The following is a 16,573-nucleotide window of genomic DNA, read 5'->3' as shown; positions in this document are numbered from 1 at the left end:
TTGGTAATTATCCTGCTAACTAAGCCGATACGGGTTGCGGTGCGCAATCTGCTCTAAATGGCGTTGGCTACCACATTCAATAAAAAATATGTTATTTCAAGCTGATGCGTCACTGCATGGTCGCCAGATATCGCCCCAATTCATCAGACAAAATCTGTAAATTTAAATAGGATTAATGAATGCTTACTCTCAACGCAGCCGCCGTGGCAAAAGGAGCCAGCGTAGCGCTACCGGCCAGCATCGCGCCAAGAATCGCCAGATATCCATCAATCGCCATCCCCATTGAGGCGGCATCAATAGCTGCGGTGGCGAAGATAAGAACCGGTATATATAAAGGTAAAACCAGCAAACTTAATAATACTCCGCCTCTGCGCAATCCCACCGTAAGCGCGACGCCGATAGCCCCGATAAAACTCAGCGTCGGCGTCCCCAGCAGCAAAGTCAGCGCTACGGCGATGCCGGTATTCACATCCAGCGAAAGCAGCATGCCCACCAGCGGCGAGAGAATTAGCAACGGCAATCCGGTCACGACCCAGTGAGCACACACTTTGCCTAACATCGTGAGCGGCAGCGGCGAAGGTAATAAAAGCAGTTGCTCCAACGACCCATCGAGAAAATCATCCCGAAACAGCCGTTCCAGCGATAATAATGAAGCCAACAAAGCAGCGACCCAGACTATGCCTGGCGCAATACGCGCCAGCAACTGCGGCTCTGGACCAACGCCCAATGGAAACAAGGTAATGACGATAAGAAAAAACCACAGTGGGTTAACAATCTCCGCACCTTTTCTGAACGCAATCTTTAATTCTCGACGTAATACGCTGACAAACATCAGTTTTTCCCCGAGTCAATCAGGCTGATTTTTCTTACCCCCTGACGCACGCCGCCAAGCTCCTGATGGGTTGTCAACAACACCATTCCCCCTGCCGCAGCCTGTTGCTCAAATAAAGCGATCAACTCACTTACGCCCTGTTTATCAATCGCCGTCAGCGGCTCGTCCAAAATCCAGAGCGGGGCTTGACTCAACCATAAGCGAGCCAGCGCTACGCGGCGCTGCTGACCGGCAGAAAGCTGGGCAACCGGCAAATCTTCATAGCCGACCAACCCCACATTTTCTAACGCCTGCCAGATGGCATTTTCGTCAAAATCACCCTGAGCAGATTGATAAAAAGCCAGGTTTTCGAAAGGCGTGAGCACCGATTTTATTCCGGGCTGATGGCCCAGAAATAATAAATCCTGATGATAACCCGCGCGATCCCGCAGGATATTCGCTCCCTGCCAGTGAACTTCACCAGCATCGGCCTGCGCCAGACCGGCCAAAATCCGCAGCAGACTGGTTTTTCCTGCTCCGTTGGGGCCTTCCACCTGCACGATATCCCCCGCTTTGATACAGAAACTCAGTCCCTTAAATAAGGTTCGTTCGTCGCGTATGCAACTCAGATTTTTCGCTTCCAACATGGGATTCGTCTTTTAACCGCAAGATTTTCAACAACCGGGAACCGGAATAATAGCATAAGGCCTAACCCTTACGTAGCATGGGCCTATCCCGAAACCTAACCTTATAGAGTTAATATTCGGCATAAGATCAATATTCTGTAGAAAAAACAGCCAAAGCTGACTTTTGCTGACTGTTTCGGTTCCTTTCTCAATAATCGCTTCTTTCCCATCTCAATATTCGCCGTAAAAAAGCCACTATCCTTAATAATGGAATCGAGGACCTCCCGTCTATCAACTTTGAAAATTTAATCCGGTTTCCTCAGGAGAAAAACATGAATGACCATAAAAACAACGATGGCGATATTCAGGTAGAAAGCAATGAGAAAAAGCAGGGAAAAGAGATTGATGTTAATGAGAAAAATCTCCCTTCACGCGCGGCCGCAATACACGAGCAAATTCGCGTCGAAGGCGAAAAAGAACTGGAGCGCGACGGCTTGGCTCTATTGCTATCGGCCATTGCTGCGGGCTTATCTATGGGAGCATCTTTAATGGCGAAAGGCATTTTTCACGCCAGATTATCCGATGCGCCCGCTAGCTTTTTTATCGAGAATATCGGTTATACCTTCGGCTTTATTATTGTCATTATGGCTCGCCAGCAGTTGTTTACTGAAAACACCGTCACTGCGGTACTGCCAATTATGCAAAAACCCAGCATTAAGAATTTCAGTATTTTATTTCGCCTTTGGGGATTAGTGTTGCTGGGAAACTTAATTGGAACCGCCTTGGCCGCGGGATCATTTATCCATATTCCCTTGTTTGATGACGCGACGCACGCCGCTTTTATCAGCATTGCTCAGGATATTATGGAAAATACGCCAGCAGAAATGTTGACTAAAGGCATTCTCTCCGGTTGGATTATCGCCACCATGGTGTGGATGCTACCCTCTGCTGGCGCGGCTAAAATCTGGGTGATTTTCTTAATGACCTATCTGGTGGCTTTATGCGATCTCACTCATATCGTCGTCGGCTCAGCAGAGATCTTCTATCTGGTATTTAGCGGCAATCTTTCATGGCAGGAATTTATTTACCCCTTCGCTATCCCGACGCTTGCCGGCAATATCATCGGTGGTTCCTTTATATTTGCTCTGATAAGCCATGCCCAAATACGCAGCGATATGACGAGAAAACCCAAAAAATCTAAAGGAAATACCCAGAAAAAAACGGATTTGTACAAAAAGTAAATCTAACCGCCGATCGGAGCCAGCATTCTCTGGCGCATTGGGAGATAAGCATTTTTAAGCGATAACTGGCGACAATTTAAACAAACAAACCGCTAACTGCTTATTTTCAGAGTGAAAATAGGTATAATGACGCCCAGCTACTTTTATCAACAGCAAAAATCATGGCATGTCCCCGTAGTTAAACGGATATAACAAGCCCCTCCTAAGGGCTAGTTACTGGTTCGATTCCAGTCGGGGACACCACGACACCTTCCCAATACATCCCAAAAAAAATTTATTCAATTTAAAACAACAAGTTAAATTAAAACCACATCCCATAACAGACCTTTCAAACCCGCTACAGCCTAACGTTATCGGGGTACTAAACAGGGTATAATCGGTTCGAACAATAATGTACCCCTTCATTGTAAGGAACACTCATGCCGTTAACCAATACGGCTATCCGAGGCGCTAAATCAAAAGACAAACCCTACAAACTTAGCGACGCACAAAGTCCATACCTCTTGGTTCATTCCAGCGGCTCTAAATATTGGCGGTTCAGACGGGTAATACCGGCAACATCCGCGGCGATATTCTCGTAATCCCAAGAGTCATCCTTGGCGAAACAGGTACTGTGCGGCTCCAGTCGCCTCCTTCATCCGCTATGACATTATATGTTCCCCCCGCAATAGAAACGGTAATACGAATACCCGGCTCCATCTGACCAGAGAAAGTCGGCCGAACGTTACCGATAATATTTCCTACAAAAATGTCGTTGGACGAATAAATCTGCAACGTCAAGTGTGGACCGATTGCATCAATCGTGACTGAACCCTGAGCTGTGGCGGAGTTCCCTGCTTTATCCGTTGCGGTAAGCATATAGTCATGCGCTTAATTGAAATCTCTGCTTCCGTAAACACCCAATGGCAACTGATCGGCGGCTTCGACTCCCAACCTGACTGGCTGCCGTTTATTCCAAAAAGTGTGTATAAAGAAGTAGGCAAAAAGAGTATAACCGCAGTTTAAATTGATTATATACCGAACATATTATGAATTAACTTCTGCTGTATTCTTAGAAATTATAATCCGCTACTATCAATAGCGCTCATAATAATCTATTCATGTCCACCGTTGCTCTTTTCCGTGTAACAAACGGAAAATTTTACTGATAAAAAAATCGGTGAACATCGTTTTTACATGTAAAGTTTAAAATTAACGTTCCGTATAGATAACTTCAATAATAAATTTAAATAGCTTTTGTTGGTCACCCTCATTAAGCCTTTCAACAACACAGTTAATCGCCGTCAGCCCCCTACCTTTCTCCATATATGTATCCGAGAATCAACATCAATAATAAACCTTCATTTTCTTTATAAAATCGCTCATATTTTTATAATAAAAATTAAATATTAACTGATATGACTTGGATCACCATTTTAAGAACACCTAAAGTATAAAATATTCCGTCAATATAACAATATGAATATTCACTATGCTAAAAAAAATAAATCAGATGTTATTCTCTACTAAGTCAAATTTACAGCATGATATTACCCCCTTAAATTCAACGGAGTCGAACACGGAGAGTATCTCTCAACGCACGCCCTACGAAAGGATTATTTGCCAGCAACTTTTAACCGGGGTTTCAACTCTAGAGATGGTTCGTGACTCGCTGCTCAATTCCAGCAACGACCTCAAACGCGAACAAAATGCAATAGACGAACTCAATCAAAGAAACGACGAGGCAAAGCAAGCGCTGGAAAAACTGGTCAACTTTATTGTTCATATTGAGACGAATGCTAACCATAGTACCGATTCATTAACTGAGTTTAGAAAATCAATCGACCAAATTAAAGGTTGCGTATCCGAAATAAACAAACTATCAAACCAGACTAATCTGATCGCAATAAACTCAGCAATTGAAGCTGCTCATGTAGGGAACAAAGGTCGCGGATTTAGCGTGATAGCAAAGGAAATAAAATCATTGTCTGGCGAAGTCAAAGAAAGTACCGATGATATATTTCAGTTAACAAAATCTATTGAAGATAATACAGTCAAAGTTTGTAGCATAGTATCAGAACAAAAACCATTAATTGAGCATATTAAGAAAGATATTTCTAATATCGTAGATTCAATCAATATCGTTATTACCCGTTCTTCTCATATGCAATCAATTATTGCATTCATTACCAACCTACAGTTTCTTAACATTGTTAAAATTGATCATGTCATATGGAAATTACAAATATATAAACTATTGCTAGATAATAACGATAGTGTTCAGGTGAATTCGCACACGGAATGCCGTTTAGGCAAATGGTATGCAGCAGGTGATGGCCGTAATCTTGCCCATTACTCTGCTTATCAACTGTTAGAAAAACCTCATGCGGCAGTTCATCATTCTGGCCGTTTAGCGCTTAGTGCTTTTTTTGACAGCGATATAGATGCAATGACGTCGGCTCTTGAACATATGGAGACGGCAAGTAATGAAGTCGTAGAGCTAATAGACCGTTTGGCATCGGATATTACGCCAAACCGCTAATCAAAAACCTATCATGCCTATGATAGATGATTGCAAAGTTTTTTCCCCAGAATGGAGTACGCGGCGGTATCTGGCTACGTACTCTATAATTACAGATATATTTATCTTCTTATTAACCTAACCAATTTTGAGTTGACCGCATCGCTAATTTTCGTCATCAAATTCGTATCTGATAATAATCTGATCGAGAACTAATATCATAGCAACCAACCAAAAAATCTTATTAAATAGTTAGTTAAAGCACCCGTTAACCACTAAGCCCTAAGAATACGAATATCCCCCCTATTCTTATAAACATACCCACCTTGATTATCCTGCGATTCAGTATTTACTTAGAGAGTGGCCCCTGCGGGTATGGCTAGTTATTGAGCCAGTTTTTATCCTCACTGCGGTCATCAGTTGCTACTCTCTCCGTGAAAACAGCGACACTCGATGTTGCCTCAAAACAGGACATCATGATGAAAAGCCATCCGGCTTCTAATACTATGAAAAAATTACCGTCGATATGTTTGCTCGCCAGTTTATTACTGGTCCCTACACTAACTCATGCAATGGGAGATGATTCGAATAAAACGCCGGATTGCCCAAAGGGCCAGGTTTATGACACCAAAACCAATAGTTGTGTGGTGGAAAAAACCAGCATGGTCAGCGACAGTGATAAAACACAGTATGCATATCATTTGGCAAAAACGGGCCGCTATCAGGAAGCTTTGGATCTATTGGATACGTTAAAACAACCAAATACCCGTGAAGCATGGAATTATCGTGGTTATGCCACCCGAAAATTAGGTCGTACAGACGAAGGAATTAGTTATTATCAACGCTCAATTGCCCTTGATCCTCATTATCCTAAAGTTCGCGAATATCTCGGTGAGGCTTATATGATTAAAGGTCGCCCCGATCTGGCTAAAGCCGAATTGGCGACAATTAAAGACCTATGCGGTACTGAATGTGAAGAATATCGAGATTTAGCCGCAGCTATAGACGGACATCCAGAAGCCTGATAACTCTGTGTGAAAATATATCGGTCAATGAAGATGCCGATGAATTGGCTAACACCATTAACAACAGGGGCCACCTAAAATAAGGTGGCCCTTGAATATCATTTATTCACGTCAACTGAGATTAAATGCAGCTAACCTAAATTTTCGCGGTAGCGAGATATTTACTCATTTCCGCTGCTGGCACCATACCCCCACCGGTCGCCCAGACCAAATGGATTGCATTTTTCATTTTCTCTGGGCTAAAACCATGCTTGCTAAGATAATCTGGAGAACTTGTTACCCGAGCCGCTCCTGGCATACCTGCGAGAGCAGAAGGCTCTAGCTGGATTCCCTCATCACGAGCTAGCAATCCGAGCAGGTCATACATTTCGCTATCGCTCAGGGTATAGAAGCCATCTAATAGATGCTCCATCGCTCTTCCAACGAAACCTGAGGCGCGACCCACAGCCAGACCATCTGCAGCAGTTATATTATCAATGCCGAGATCCTGCACTGAAATATTGTCATGTAGCTGGGTATACACGCCCAGTAACATACATGGAGAATGCGTTGGTTCGGCAAAAATACAGTGTACATTATCGCCGAAAGCTAATTTCAATCCGAAAGCTACGCCGCCAGGGCCACCGCCAACACCGCATGGCAGGTAAACAAACAGCGGGTGATCCTCATCAACCAGGATATTTTGCTCGGCAAATTGCTGCTTCAGACGATTTCCAGCCACTGAATATCCGAGGAATAAAGTTTGCGAATTCTCATCATCGATAAAGAAACAATCGGGATCGGATTCTGCCTGTTTACGCCCCTGTTCTACGGCAACGCCATAGTCTTGCTCATATTCCACTACGTTAACACCATGTTCTCGTAGTTTCTTTTTCTTCCATTCCCGAGCATCGGCGGACATATGCACACTGACACTAAATCCGAGCTTGGCACTCATAATGCCAATAGACATTCCCAAATTACCGGTTGAGCCGACCGCAATCCTATAGCGGCCAAAAAACTCGCGGAAAGGCTCGGAAAACAGTTTGGCATAATCATCAGTTTCAGATAGTAAACCAGCCTGGTTAGCTAATTTTTCCGCATGTGTTAATACTTCATAAATACCGCCGCGCGCCTTAATCGAACCGGAAATAGGCAAATGGCTATCTTTCTTTAGCAATAAACGGCCCGTAATTTCACAGTTATAGCGCTGTTGCAGAGTTTTCTGCATTTCTGGAATCGCAACGATCTCCGACTCAATAATACCCTGAGTCTTTTGCGTTTCAGGAAACGCCTGGCAAAAATAAGGCGCAAAGCGCTGTAAACGGGCTTCCGCCTCAGCCACATCTTCTTGCGTCAACCCTACATAGGGCAAGCCCTGTTCCAACGTGGTGGACAAAGGATTAAACCAAGTAACCTCTTCCAGATTGATAAGATTTTTGACTAAAGGGTAGTCGGTAATTAATTTATCAATTTCTGTCTTTTTCATGGAATATCTCTTTGTTGATCAAATAAGGTAAGAAAGTAAAAAAGTCGCCGCCAAGGCAATTAACGAAGCGATAAACGTTGCCGTGGTATAATATTTAAAGGTTTCACTCAACGTTGCACCACAATATTGTTTTACCAGCCAGAATAATGAGTCGGTCACGATAGTGCAGCCTATCGCTCCGGAACCAATCGCCAACGTAATGATTTCAGGGCTGACATTGGGATACATCGGCAATATTGGCGAAACAATCGCCGTCGCGCCCATCATCGCCACGGTGGCAGAACCTACCGCCGCGTGCAATATAATCGCTACCAGCCAGGCCAGTAAAATTGGATGCATATCCATATTAGATAAGATCACGGCCAGAGTATCCGCCAAGCCACTGGCTTTTAATATTCCATTAAATGCCCCACCGGCACCGATAATTAATAAAATATTCGCGATAGATGAAAAACTGTCTTCGGTTTTTTTCAGCAGGGTAGTCATACCCATATTTTGTCTGATACCTAGAGTGTAGTAGGCCACAAAAGCTGCAATAAACATCGCCGTTATTGGGTTACCAATAAACTCTAAAAATGAATATAACGAAGAACCTTTTTCCATATTCAGTTCTGCCGCAGTTTTCATCAACATCAGAATAATAGGCAGTAATACGGTAAATAATGTGGCGCTTAGCGAAGGCAGATCTTCTTCTCTACGTACCTGAAATTCAGAGAACTCAGCGGGTACTTGTTTAAACGGTAACCGATTACCCACGAACTTCAGGAATAATGGCCCACCAATTAATGAAGCTACCAATCCTACAAATAATCCGTAAACAATGACCGTTCCTACGTCTGCGCCCAATGCATTGGTCACATAAAGAGCTGCTGGATGTGGTGGAACCACACAGTGAACGGCCATTAATGCCGTACACAAAGGAATAGCTAATTTAAACAATGAGGTATTGGTTTTTCTGGCAATAGAGAATGCCAGCGGAATCAGTAATACCACCCCAACTTCAACAAACAGGGTAATACCGCACACCAACCCGACCAGAACCATAGTGACGTCTGGTGATAACCAACGGCATCGTTGCAGAGTTATGCCAATACGTTCAGCCGCACCGGAGACCTCCATCATCTTGCCTAAGATGGTGCCTAAACCAATAACAGCTGCTAAAAATCCTAGTGTGCCGCCGATTCCGCTTTCAATGGAGTTAACCATTTCCAGTGGGTTCATACCCATTAACAGGCCGACATAAAAACTGGCTAACAATAGCGCCAGAAAAGGGTGAATCTTTAGTTTTACTATGGCGAATATAATAATGATGATACTTGTTAATAACGTCCCCACTACCCATATTTGTGAGTCCATATCCAACCTCAACCAATAGTTTTCTTGTGGCTTTATTGAATAAGAGTTGATAGGGGCTGACAAACGATAAAAAAACGCTTTCAGATGAGCCATATTGGATCAAATATGCCAAATAGGTCATATTTTACGATATAAGTACGATTTGAATCACATTAACTAACCCTTATCATGTAGTGAAAATGTAAATCGGTATAATATTTAGACAAAATAAAGTGAGCAGATCCCCTATGTACCCGGAAAACGCCTATATCCACCGCAATCAACTTCTTAATGGCTATCAGCTATCAAAACTCTATACGTTTGAAGTTGCGGCTCGGCATAAATCTTTTGCCTTAGCGGCCAATGAGTTATCAATTAGTCCCAGCGCCGTAAGCCATCGTATAAATGGCCTCGAAGATGAATTGGGGTTTAAATTATTCCAGCGGTTTCACCGGAGAATTGAGTTAACCAGTGAAGGCGAACGGGTATTTTGGGCGCTGAAATCCTCCCTTGATTACCTTAATCAGGAAGTTCTAGAAATTAAAAATCAGGAGTTATCCGGCACTCTTACAGTCTATTCTCGCCCGTCGATTGCCCAATGCTGGCTGGTGCCTAAACTCGCTGATTTTGCTCATCATTATCCGGCCATCAACCTGAATATTATGACCGGAAATGACAACGTCAATTTTCTCGGCGGTGGCATAGATCTGGCCATTTACTACGATGATAAAACGCCGGAAAAGTTGTCGTATGAACACCTGATGGATGAGTCAATGGTGCCAGTGTGTAGCCCAGAATATGCGGAAAAACATCAGCTTTATGGAAATTTGATCAATCTACGCCAATGTACGCTTCTACACGATCGACAGGCATGGAGCCGGGACTCGGATATCAGTGAATGGCAGGATTGGAGCCGACGAACCGGAGTTACGCTGGATACCACACAGCGCAGTATGGGATTTGATCGTTCTGATTTAGCCATTCTCGCAGCAATCAACCACGTGGGTATCGCCATGGGGAGAAAAAAACTGGTAGCGCGTCGTCTGGCAAATCAGGAGTTGATTATGCCCTTCCCAGGGATGGAAGTGGTATGCGAACAGCGCTATTACATTTCGACGTTATCAGAACGCCAGTGGCCAAAAATTAACGTTTTTATCCAATGGTTAAAGAAAATGGCCGATAAATCATAAAAACTGCCCGTTATCAGCCGTATTACTCTAAATCTCTGTTAATCAGCTTTTTTTACGAACTCTGATTTCAACTTCATCGGACCAAAGCCATCGATTTTACAATCAATATTATGATCGCCTTCAACTAAACGGATGCTTTTTACTTTGGTACCGATTTTCAGAGTTGAAGAGCTGCCTTTCACTTTCAAATCTTTAATGACGGTTACCGCATCGCCATCTGCCAACAAATTACCGTTGGCATCGCGCACAACCAGGCCTTCTTCATCCTCAGCCACATTGCCATTTTCAGACCATTCATGGCCGCACTCAGGGCAGTTAAGCTGCTCACCGTTCTGCCAGGTAAATTCGGAACTACACTTTGGACAATTAGGTAATGCTGTCACGATAACCCCTTAATACTAAATAGAATAAACTTTAAAATACGTTAAATTAAAGGCTATGACCTTTGTAAGCCTGTATTTTACACTTTTTATCCTATCGGAGACCAGCAAACTCACGAATAAACATGAATAAGAGTACGGATATACATATTACCTTGGAGCTAAATAGATAAAAATGGGTCGCCGAAGCGACCCACAAATAGTCAATAAAACCTTCGTCAATACGTAATGAATAGCCCAATATTCAACGTGTTAACCGATAGCAATAAGCTTAATAGCCTTGGCGCGCGCGGCCAACCGCCTCGCCTAACTGCCAAACGGCCATCGCATAATGAGTGCTATGGTTATAACGAGTAATGGTGTAGAAATTGGGTAATCCATACCAGTATTGATAGCCGGTGCCAACATCAAGGCGCAGCAGGCTGGCCTCCTGATAGCCATCGAGAGAATCCCTTGGCTGTAGCCCCGCTGCGGCTAAAGTAGCAACGGAATATCGGGTTTTAAATCCATTATCTAGCCCAGGAGCCTGCCCGATAGCCTGAACGGCAACTTTGCCACCTTTCTGCCAGCCGTGGGCTTTAAAATAGTTGGCCACGCTACCGATGGCGTCAACGGGATCCCAAAGATTGGTATGGCCATTTTCATCAAAATCAACCGCATAGCTCTTGAAAGATGACGGCATAAACTGACCGTAACCCATGGCTCCGGCGTAAGACCCTTTCAGGGAAAGCGGATCGTTACCCTCTTTACGCGCCATTAGCAGGAAGGTTTCCAGCTCGCCGCTAAAGAATTCTGCGCGGCGCGGATAACTGAATGACAACGTAGCCAAAGCATCAATAATGCGGGTTTTACCCATTACGCGACCCCAGCGGGTTTCCACCCCGATAATGCCAACAATGATCTCTGGAGGAACGCCATAAACTTCATAAGCTCGCTGCAACGCATCTTGATATTGATTCCAGAAAGCTATGCCATTTTGTAGGTTATCCGGTGTAATAAACTGGTTGCGATAGCGATTCCAAGCACCATTAGGGCCAGACGGTGGCCGGCTGGTGGGTGCCTGTTTATCCATCAAACGAATAACCCAATCCAATTGTTGAGCTTGAGCTAATACATCATGTAATTGCTGACGGTCAAAATCATGTTCTCGCACCATTTTATCGACAAAACGGTTTGCCGCCGGGTTAGTCGCGAAATCACCACTTAGCATATGACCTGTATGCGCTGGTTCCAGAAGAAAACCTCCCTTCTGAGATGCCGTGGCTAAAGGTGTCGGTTGATTGCTACAGGCGGTCAGCAAAGTAAGCATAGGTAAAATAGCAGCCCAATAACGCATCGGTTATCCACACAGTCATATAAGAAAAAGTGATCGCTATGGTAAGACATTGTTCGCCGCGAACAAACAGGAATCATATGGGTATCAGCCAATCATGAATGAAATTATGTTATCAGCTTCAGATAAACCTGACTAAGCCACAAAATATGAACATAACTGCCAAGATGCGGGCTAACGTGAAGATCAAAATATTCCGTTGAAAGAACTAAATTCTGAGCAGCGCCCACAGAAGCGCTCTCTATTCATTAACTATACTTGTGTTATCTCTTGCTGCGACCAAAATATTATGCTGAAACCAAGATTTTCTCCCGAGTCATCCAAACAGGTTTGGGAAATCGTATATGGTTATCAATTAGCCCACGTGCTCAGGTTACGGCCAAACTAAATGTTGCAGAATGACTCTTTTAATATCCTAAAAGCGTTGTCGAACCGGCAAAATAACCGGAGTGAAATCAGAATATTCATATCGATGATTAAGGCTGCTGGCTGCCGGAGGCATTTTCTGGGAAGTTAACGGGAATATGATGAGCGAGAAAATTTTTTAATTTATCCCAGCGGCGGATTTAGATAAAAATACTATTGGCAACATTAAACCTTTTCTGCTGGCAATGATGGGAGAATTATCCTTTGTTTTCTCTTCGTTTCAATAAGGTATAACCGAGAGAAAAGTAACCTGGAACCACATTATCAATTAGACATATGGTAACACTACGACCTGTATCCCGAGCAGGCAGAGAAATTTAATAATGATATGGCTGACCTGACCCAACATTTCGTTCAGAAAGTAACTCCAGTCTATAATTTTAACGATTACAATAGAATTATAGATAGCGGAGACGGCAATGGAGCATTAATGTTAACCATCCTGGCAACTAACATGAATCCCGTCGGGCTTATTTTTTTATAGTCCTTCTGTAGCTGAGAAAATCGCGAAAATCATCAGACACAAAAATATGGCTTCCCAATGCACGATTGGCGCTGGAAATTTCTTTGAGTCTATTCCATCAGGCCATGGCTTCTATTTGCTGAAATATATTCTGCACGATTGGAACGGTGAAGAATGCATACAGATTCTACGCAATTGCTCTAGTGCTATGGGGAAAGGGATTAAAAATCATATTTGTAGCAGCCATTTTTCCAGTAGGAAATATCTATCATGCTGGTAAACATAGCGATATCACCACGCTATCCTGTACCCAAGGGCGCGAACGCTCCAAAGCCGTGCTCTGAGTTATATTCCCCCCGGTAGGCTTAAAAATAAATATAGAAATTGAGTTACCGATACAGAAAACCAACCTGACCGAAGGGGGAAAACAACCTGCCTTAAAAAACAAAAAAAACCATAATAATCATGCAATTGCAATATACCCCCGTATCTTAGAGAGCAGCAATTTTTCGGATAGAGAACAACCTGTAAAATCGGGCCACCATTTCTTTATTTCATTCATTCAGCATCAGCCATAAAATCTCATCTCAAGCTGCCCACCACAAACAAATCCTGCTTATCACATTGATAAATATAACTTTTTAAAGGCATTAATTTCAAGATTCTAATTGTCGTGATCAGAATAACTTCAACAATGACAACTTAATTGTTGCCTAATTATTATTAATTAATTAAAATAAAAAATTATATAAAAATATTACTATATGACTTTTTAATATATTAGTGGGCAACATGGATTATATCTTATTATCTACATTACTAATTTTAATGTTCAAATCTCAGAATTTCATCGTAACGAAAGCTATAGCACTTTCGTTATGTGTAATAATATTCGGATTCTGGTTTGTTTGTGACCGATTTACTGGCAACGGTGTAACTGACTCCGTTTATTACCATTTGCTTAGCGGTGTAAAAGGAACATCTTTAAATGATATAAAGTCAAACATTGCCTTTGCTATTTTACTTTCTTTTACTCCTATAGCCATAATTACATTTGCAATAATTTCAAAGAAAAGAAAAATAACAAGACGTAGATTATTTGATGTCGCGTTTGCTTTTGGAACATTACTCTTTATCACAAACTCTACATCTGCGAAAAATGTAATATCCTCATTAAAAAACCTTAATTATGGGGATAGTGAATTCGCTACATCATATTATAAAAAGCCCAATGCAGAATTAAGAAATAAATACAACTTTGTATTTATTTACGCTGAAAGCTTAGAACATACATTTAGAAACCTTGATGGTATTAATTATCTACCTGAGATTACAAAAATAGCCAATGAATCGCTAGATTTCACCGATATCCGGCAACATGAAGGTAGCGGCTGGACAATGGCGGGTTTAGTAAATACTCAATGTGGCATCCCATTCACACTGCCTCAAGGTAATTCTGCTTCATCAATGTCAAAGTTTCTTAGCTCAGCAAGCTGCATAGGTGAATATCTTCAAAGCAAAGGATATACTAATGAGTTTATTCGCGGGAGTGATAAGGAATTCGCAGGTGGCGATAAATTCTTGAGTCAGCATGGTTGGAACAACATATTTGATAAAGAATATTTCGTAGAGAACGGGCTTGCAGACGAAACACTCATGAATGGCTGGGGAGTTCATGACGATATACTTATTGAACATGCTTACAATGAGTTTGAAAGGCTCTCAGCCGAAAAACAGAATTTCATGTTGTCATTCTTAACAGTAAATACCCATGCTCCGTCAGGGCAATTTTTGCCTGTATGTGATGGGAAAATCTCTGAAAATATAACTGAACCCATGTTAAAAGCAGTATCTTGCTCTGATTATTTACTAAGCCAATTTATAAAAAGAGTTATGTCATCCCAGTATGCCGACAAAACTATTATTGTTTTGGTTTCAGATCATTACATGATGGCTAATGATATTAGCCATATATTGAACAGACATGATAGCGATAGAAGAAATAATTTTATTATAATTAAAAAAGATATCTCTGGAAGAAAAATCACTAACCAGGGCACATTGCTAGATGTATGGCCAACTATCCTTGCCGTGTCTGGTGAAAAAAACACTGATGTAGGTTTTGGTCGGAACCTATTAAAAAAAGAACGAAGTGAGATTAATCAATATCATGATGAGAACAATAATATAAATCCATTTCTTGCATATTCAGCAAATATGTGGGCCTATCCTAATATAGATAGTAGTATTTCCTCTGATGGAAATGTGATTAATATATCAAACAGCTCATTCAAACTGCCAATGTTGGCTAGTCTGGATAATAAAAATAACATTAAAAGTGTTTATTTTAATACATTTGCTCTCGATGTAATCGATGCGGTAAAAGAAAATAGTAAACTTATGTATGTGACTCAATGTGAGGCAGTCAATAACATTAAAAATAAAGTATGTCTGTATATCCTATCAGATAAAAATATTAAGAAGAAAATCATTAGCTATGATGGCTCCATTAAGTTAGAAGAAAAACCGCAAAAGTCCATTATATTTAATAACGAATTCATTGGTGTTTCGGTCAGTTCATCGGGAGAAACCGGTATAAAATATGAAAAATCACCTACACCTATACTTCGTGGTGTTACATTCTTTGCTTACGACAAAAATTCAAAAAAAATAGTAGAAAATATAAATTATGATACATGTGAGAACGAATCACTTGATGATCAAAGAATAAATTTATTGCAAGAAAAGTACGATACTATTATTTATTCGTCAAATGACTCTGCATTTTGCAATAGCCGTATCCCGTTAAGTAAAATATCTGACATAACGAATAATCGCGATATAGAGAACGTAGGATTTAGGCAACAATTTGGCGGGGTTATGCATAATGGTAAAGCAAATACTGTGATAGCCAAACCCGGTGAGCGATTAGACTTTTTTATTAACAAAAAAACATCTGAACTCATCTCATTATGTGAGATATTTGATGATTGTAAGATATAATTCTAAATAGCATTTTTCCCATTACCGTAAGAAAGAAGTCTTTCTACTCTATGTTAGATAGACTTCTCTCTACAGGAGTACGCGCCGTGTTCAGTTATCCAGCCAGTTACCTTTTTGATGAAACCAGCGGCGAATATCAAATTCATTTTCGCGATTTTCCTGAAGTACAGTCCGTTACCTATTCTATTGAGGATGTAGAGCTAGAAGCTCAAGATAGTCTTAAAACCGCGATTGCGGTGGAAATGGAAGAAAGACGCTCTATTCCCGCGCCATCAATGCCAGAAGACAATGAATTTTCGGTACATTTACCGATATTGGTCACATTAAAAGCCGAGTTACATAACGGAATGATCGCCAGCGGCACTCGCAAAGCCGATCTAGCGCGGAAACTTGGCCTGAATGCTGCTCAGATGGAGCGTTTGTTAGACGTGGACTACGCATCTAAAGTCGAGGCACTGGAGCAGGCTTTGTATTTGCTGGGCTACGAAGCCCATGTGGTAGTCAGAAAAATTGAATCTATAGAGTGATTGAAAAGAAAGAAGGTAACAATTTGTTATTTATCTAAAATTTAAAAAATCGTTATTTCCATCACGTTTCAGATAAATAACCTTAATAAATTGTGTAAAAATCCTATAACTGTGATCGGGTGCATAAAAATACAGTATTGATATCTCCCTAGTTATGGGATTACATTAGCGCGATCCTGCCGTAGTCAAAGTGACAGACCGGCATTTTAGATAGATCCGAGCGAGTGAGCTGTCTTGGTAACCAT

14 protein-coding genes, 1 tRNA gene and 2 pseudogenes are annotated in these 16,573 nt (G+C 41.7%); 10 read left to right on the top strand and 7 right to left on the bottom strand.

Annotated elements, in window-relative coordinates:
* Nucleotides 1-172: 172 nt before the first annotated feature.
* Both ccmB and ccmA read right to left on the bottom strand, forming a co-directional pair.
* Nucleotides 173-832 (bottom strand): heme exporter protein CcmB, encoded by a 660-nt coding sequence (gene ccmB, locus ACQ4OC_RS05920; protein ID WP_064517099.1) that lies wholly within the window; start codon nucleotides 830-832, stop codon nucleotides 173-175.
* The gene (ccmA, locus tag ACQ4OC_RS05915; RefSeq protein WP_064517097.1) at nucleotides 832-1,458 is read right to left on the bottom strand and encodes a cytochrome c biogenesis heme-transporting ATPase CcmA; all 627 of its coding nucleotides are present in this window, start codon (nucleotides 1,456-1,458) and stop codon (nucleotides 832-834) included. Before ccmA ends, ccmB begins: the two co-directional genes overlap by 1 nt.
* Nucleotides 1,459-1,769: 311 nt before the next feature.
* Between ccmA and ACQ4OC_RS05910 the strand changes: the two genes are divergently transcribed.
* From ACQ4OC_RS05910 to ACQ4OC_RS05900, 3 genes and pseudogenes are all read left to right on the top strand, one after another.
* Nucleotides 1,770-2,678 carry a formate/nitrite transporter family protein gene (locus ACQ4OC_RS05910; RefSeq protein ID WP_064517096.1) on the top strand — a complete coding sequence of 303 codons (909 nt, stop codon included), beginning with the start codon at nucleotides 1,770-1,772 and terminating at the stop codon, nucleotides 2,676-2,678.
* Nucleotides 2,679-2,846: 168 nt separating this feature from the next.
* Nucleotides 2,847-2,921, top strand: a tRNA-Arg gene (locus ACQ4OC_RS05905).
* A gap of 176 nt (nucleotides 2,922-3,097) precedes the next feature.
* Nucleotides 3,098-3,220, top strand: a pseudogene (locus ACQ4OC_RS05900) (integrase arm-type DNA-binding domain-containing protein); the annotation flags it as partial.
* Here the strand turns inward: ACQ4OC_RS05900 and ACQ4OC_RS05895 are convergent.
* Entirely contained in the window at nucleotides 3,216-3,536 is a 321-nt protein-coding gene (locus ACQ4OC_RS05895; RefSeq protein WP_430971046.1) for a hypothetical protein, read from the bottom strand. The pseudogene ACQ4OC_RS05900 and the gene ACQ4OC_RS05895 sit on opposite strands and share 5 nt — an antisense overlap.
* Before the next feature lie 6 nt (nucleotides 3,537-3,542).
* On the opposite strand from ACQ4OC_RS05895, the pseudogene ACQ4OC_RS05890 reads away from it, so the two are divergent.
* From ACQ4OC_RS05890 to ACQ4OC_RS05880, 3 genes and pseudogenes are all read left to right on the top strand, one after another.
* Nucleotides 3,543-3,662: pseudogene (locus ACQ4OC_RS05890) on the top strand (SRPBCC family protein); the annotation flags it as partial.
* A 487-nt stretch (nucleotides 3,663-4,149) separates the two neighbouring features.
* A complete protein-coding gene (locus ACQ4OC_RS05885; RefSeq protein WP_120805867.1) occupies nucleotides 4,150-5,199 on the top strand; it encodes a methyl-accepting chemotaxis protein in 1,050 nt (349 codons plus the stop codon).
* A gap of 485 nt (nucleotides 5,200-5,684) precedes the next feature.
* Nucleotides 5,685-6,203 (top strand): tetratricopeptide repeat protein, encoded by a 519-nt coding sequence (locus tag ACQ4OC_RS05880; RefSeq protein ID WP_120805930.1) that lies wholly within the window; start codon nucleotides 5,685-5,687, stop codon nucleotides 6,201-6,203.
* 136 nt (nucleotides 6,204-6,339) lie between these two features.
* Here ACQ4OC_RS05880 and ACQ4OC_RS05875 read toward each other — a convergent pair whose 3' ends face one another.
* Both ACQ4OC_RS05875 and dsdX read right to left on the bottom strand, forming a co-directional pair.
* Nucleotides 6,340-7,671 carry a D-serine ammonia-lyase gene (locus tag ACQ4OC_RS05875; protein WP_120805865.1) on the bottom strand — a complete coding sequence of 444 codons (1,332 nt, stop codon included), beginning with the start codon at nucleotides 7,669-7,671 and terminating at the stop codon, nucleotides 6,340-6,342.
* Nucleotides 7,672-7,689: 18 nt separating this feature from the next.
* Complete coding sequence (dsdX, locus tag ACQ4OC_RS05870; protein ID WP_064518503.1) at nucleotides 7,690-9,027, bottom strand: D-serine transporter DsdX; 1,338 nt, start codon at nucleotides 9,025-9,027, stop codon at nucleotides 7,690-7,692.
* Between the two features lie 227 nt (nucleotides 9,028-9,254).
* On the opposite strand from dsdX, the gene dsdC reads away from it, so the two are divergent.
* Nucleotides 9,255-10,196 (top strand): DNA-binding transcriptional regulator DsdC, encoded by a 942-nt coding sequence (gene dsdC / locus ACQ4OC_RS05865; RefSeq protein WP_064517081.1) that lies wholly within the window; start codon nucleotides 9,255-9,257, stop codon nucleotides 10,194-10,196.
* A 38-nt stretch (nucleotides 10,197-10,234) separates the two neighbouring features.
* Here the strand turns inward: dsdC and ACQ4OC_RS05860 are convergent, their stop codons facing one another.
* Both ACQ4OC_RS05860 and mltB read right to left on the bottom strand, forming a co-directional pair.
* The gene (locus tag ACQ4OC_RS05860) at nucleotides 10,235-10,579 is read right to left on the bottom strand and encodes a zinc ribbon domain-containing protein YjdM (protein WP_064517080.1); all 345 of its coding nucleotides are present in this window, start codon (nucleotides 10,577-10,579) and stop codon (nucleotides 10,235-10,237) included.
* Nucleotides 10,580-10,847: 268 nt separating this feature from the next.
* Nucleotides 10,848-11,912: a lytic murein transglycosylase B gene (gene mltB, locus ACQ4OC_RS05855; protein ID WP_064517079.1), complete on the bottom strand. Its 1,065-nt coding sequence runs from the start codon at nucleotides 11,910-11,912 to the stop codon at nucleotides 10,848-10,850.
* Between the two features lie 881 nt (nucleotides 11,913-12,793).
* Between mltB and ACQ4OC_RS05850 the strand changes: the two genes are divergently transcribed.
* The 3 genes from ACQ4OC_RS05850 to ACQ4OC_RS05840 all read left to right on the top strand — a co-directional run bounded on the left by ACQ4OC_RS05850 (nucleotide 12,794) and on the right by ACQ4OC_RS05840 (nucleotide 16,328).
* Complete coding sequence (locus ACQ4OC_RS05850; protein WP_120805861.1) at nucleotides 12,794-13,078, top strand: methyltransferase; 285 nt, start codon at nucleotides 12,794-12,796, stop codon at nucleotides 13,076-13,078.
* A gap of 512 nt (nucleotides 13,079-13,590) precedes the next feature.
* Nucleotides 13,591-15,801 carry a phosphoglycerol transferase I gene (locus ACQ4OC_RS05845; RefSeq protein ID WP_430971015.1) on the top strand — a complete coding sequence of 737 codons (2,211 nt, stop codon included), beginning with the start codon at nucleotides 13,591-13,593 and terminating at the stop codon, nucleotides 15,799-15,801.
* 86 nt (nucleotides 15,802-15,887) lie between these two features.
* Nucleotides 15,888-16,328 carry an antitoxin HicB gene (locus ACQ4OC_RS05840; protein ID WP_064517074.1) on the top strand — a complete coding sequence of 147 codons (441 nt, stop codon included), beginning with the start codon at nucleotides 15,888-15,890 and terminating at the stop codon, nucleotides 16,326-16,328.
* Nucleotides 16,329-16,573 lie beyond the last annotated feature (245 nt).

The sequence above is a fragment of the Yersinia sp. J1 genome (assembly GCF_050586585.1).
GTDB classification, from domain to species: domain Bacteria; phylum Pseudomonadota; class Gammaproteobacteria; order Enterobacterales; family Enterobacteriaceae; genus Yersinia; species Yersinia entomophaga.
Note: the sequence above shows the minus strand (reverse complement) of the source record. Positions and strands in the feature narration are given on the sequence as shown.